Here is a 2,374-nt window from a genome sequence, read left to right as displayed (position 1 = left end):
GCAGATCGATGACCTCCAGGCTCCAACCACGTTGTCGCTGCGCCTCTTCGGCGGCGCCGACCGCGGTGCTGACCAAGCTGCCGTAGGTCACGACGGTCACGTCGGTGCCGGCCCGGCGCACCATTGCCTGCCCGATCGGTGGTTCGGGCCGGGTGACGTCGACCAGGCCGCGCCCCTGATACCGGCGCTTAGGCTCCAAATACATGACCGGGTCCGGGCAGGTGATCGCGTGGCGCAGCAACCAATACGCGTCAGCCGGGCTGGACGGCACCACCACCTTCAACCCGGCGGTGTGTGCCCAGTACGACTCCGTGGAATCCGAATGATGCTCGGCGGCCCCGATTCCCCCGAAGGAGGGGATGCGCACCGTCACCGGCATGCTGATTTCGCCGCGGGTGCGGGTGCGATACTTCGCCAGGTGGCTGACCACCTGGTCGAAAGCAGGGTAAGAAAACCCGTCGAACTGGATTTCGGGTACCGGCACAAAGCCGCGCAGCGCCAGACCCACCGCGATCCCGATGATGGCGGACTCCGCGAGTGGCGTGTCAAAGCAGCGGCTCTCGCCGAACGCTGCGGCCAGTCCCTCCGTTACCCGGAACACTCCTCCCTCGACCGAGACATCCTCGCCGAATACCAGCACCCGGTCATCCGCGGCCATCGCGTCGTGCAGCGCGCGGTTGAGCGCCTTCACCATGGTCAACGACTCAGCGCCGAGCGCGTCCTTCTGCAGTGCCGTGGTGAGTGTTTCGTCGGGGCCGGCGGGGCGATCGGCGAGCTGGGTCATGGACGCCTCTCAATCACTTCGGTCGAGTTCGTCCCGCAGCTGCCGCCGCTGCGCCTGTAGTCCCGGGGTGATTTCGGCGTACACAGACGTGAACAGCTCGTCGATGTCGAAATCGGGCGCGTCAAACACCGCGTCGCGCAATTCGGCCCGCATCCGCTGCGCGCGGCCAACAACCCTTTCCTCCAACCGTTCCGACCACAAGCCCTGGCCTTGCAGGTAGCTGCGGTACCGCGCGATCGGTTCCAGTGCCGCCCAGTGGTCGACTTCGTCTTGCGTGCGGTATCGACTCGGATCGTCGGAAGTGGTGTGCGGGGCCAAGCGGTAGGTGACCGCCTCGATCAAAGTCGGCCCGCCGCCGCTGCGGGCCCGGGCGGCGGCCTCGGCCGTCACCGCATAGCACGCCAGCACGTCATTGCCGTCCGCCCGGATTCCGGGCATGCCGTAACCAATCGCCTTGTGCGCCAGCGACGGTGCGGCGGTCTGTTTGGATACCGGCACCGAGATCGCCCATTGATTGTTCTGCACGAAGAACACGCAGGGCGTGCCGAACACGGCCGCGAAGTTCAGCGCCTCGTGCACGTCTCCCACACTGGTGGCGCCGTCGCCGAGGAAGGCCACCGTCACCGAATCCTCGCCCAGGCGTTGGGCGGCCATCGCCGCGCCCACGGCGTGCAGGGTCTGGGTGCCGATCGGAATCGACAGCGGCGCGCAGCATTTTTTGGTGAAGTCCAGACCGCCGTACCAGGTTCCGCGCCACGCCGCCCCCACGTGTCCGGGCGGGATGCCACGCACCAAAAATGCTCCGAGTTCCCGGTATTGGGGAAACAACCAGTCCGTCTTGCGCAGGCACGCCGCGGCACCAACCTGTGCGGCTTCCTGGCCGTGGCAGGAAGCGTACAGCCCCAGCTCCCCTTGCCGCTTGAGGTTGACGAATTCGCCGTCCAGTTCACGGGTGATCACCATCATCTCGTAGAGCCAGCTCAGCGTCTCCACGGGAAGCTCACGGCTGTAGCGGTTTTCGGACGTCGCGGAACCATCGGGCGCGACGAGTTGTATCGGCTCGAGATCGACAGTCATGGGCGTCGAAGACATCTGCGCCACACCGCCTCCCTCGTCGGGTGCCGCGTGGTCCCCTAGACCACAGCGGATCCCGGCAAACGGTCAGCCGGGATCTACCGCGAGCGGAGATCGATCGCCAGCTACACGAAAGGCTTCGCTCGCCGCGACACTGACGTACTCACCATTATGCGCTCAAACCGGAAGAGACCGGTTGATTGCGATGACGGCACGCGTGTCGCGCTGCGGCGCCCTCGCCCCGGCGCGTCGTAGTGCAGCCGTCACTCAGGGACGGTCTCACCCGCCCTGCGCAACGTCATTTGCGCGTGCTTGAGAACCGGCGAGTCGACCATCTGCCCCTCGAACGCGAAGACTCCACGCTCGGAGCGCGCCGCCGTCAGCACCCGTCGCGCCCAGCCCAATCGCTCCTCGGTGGGGCGATACGCCTCCCGCACTACCGGGATCTGGCTCGGGTGGATGCACACAGTCCCGCCGAAGCCCAGCGCGACGGCGTCCTCGGCCTCCTCCCGAAAT

Annotated in this window: 3 protein-coding genes; all 3 read right to left on the bottom strand. The window is 66.6% G+C overall.

What is annotated here, in order from left to right; translation table 11 throughout:
• A partial coding sequence (locus tag A5652_RS19325) for an alpha-ketoacid dehydrogenase subunit beta (protein WP_067355132.1) occupies nt 1-784 on the bottom strand: 784 nt, incomplete at its 3' end.
• Nucleotides 785-793: 9 nt separating this feature from the next.
• Nucleotides 794-1,876, bottom strand: a complete 1,083-nt coding sequence (gene pdhA / locus A5652_RS19320) for a pyruvate dehydrogenase (acetyl-transferring) E1 component subunit alpha (protein WP_232001247.1) — start codon at nt 1,874-1,876, stop codon at nt 794-796.
• 245 nt (nt 1,877-2,121) lie between these two features.
• Nucleotides 2,122-2,374, bottom strand: a 253-nt coding sequence (locus A5652_RS19315; protein ID WP_197514020.1) for an HpcH/HpaI aldolase/citrate lyase family protein, incomplete at its 5' end; no start/stop codon positions are given.

The organism is Mycobacterium sp. 1165178.9 (assembly GCF_001673555.1).
Classification (GTDB): domain Bacteria; phylum Actinomycetota; class Actinomycetes; order Mycobacteriales; family Mycobacteriaceae; genus Mycobacterium.
Note: the sequence above shows the minus strand (reverse complement) of the source record. Positions and strands in the feature narration are given on the sequence as shown.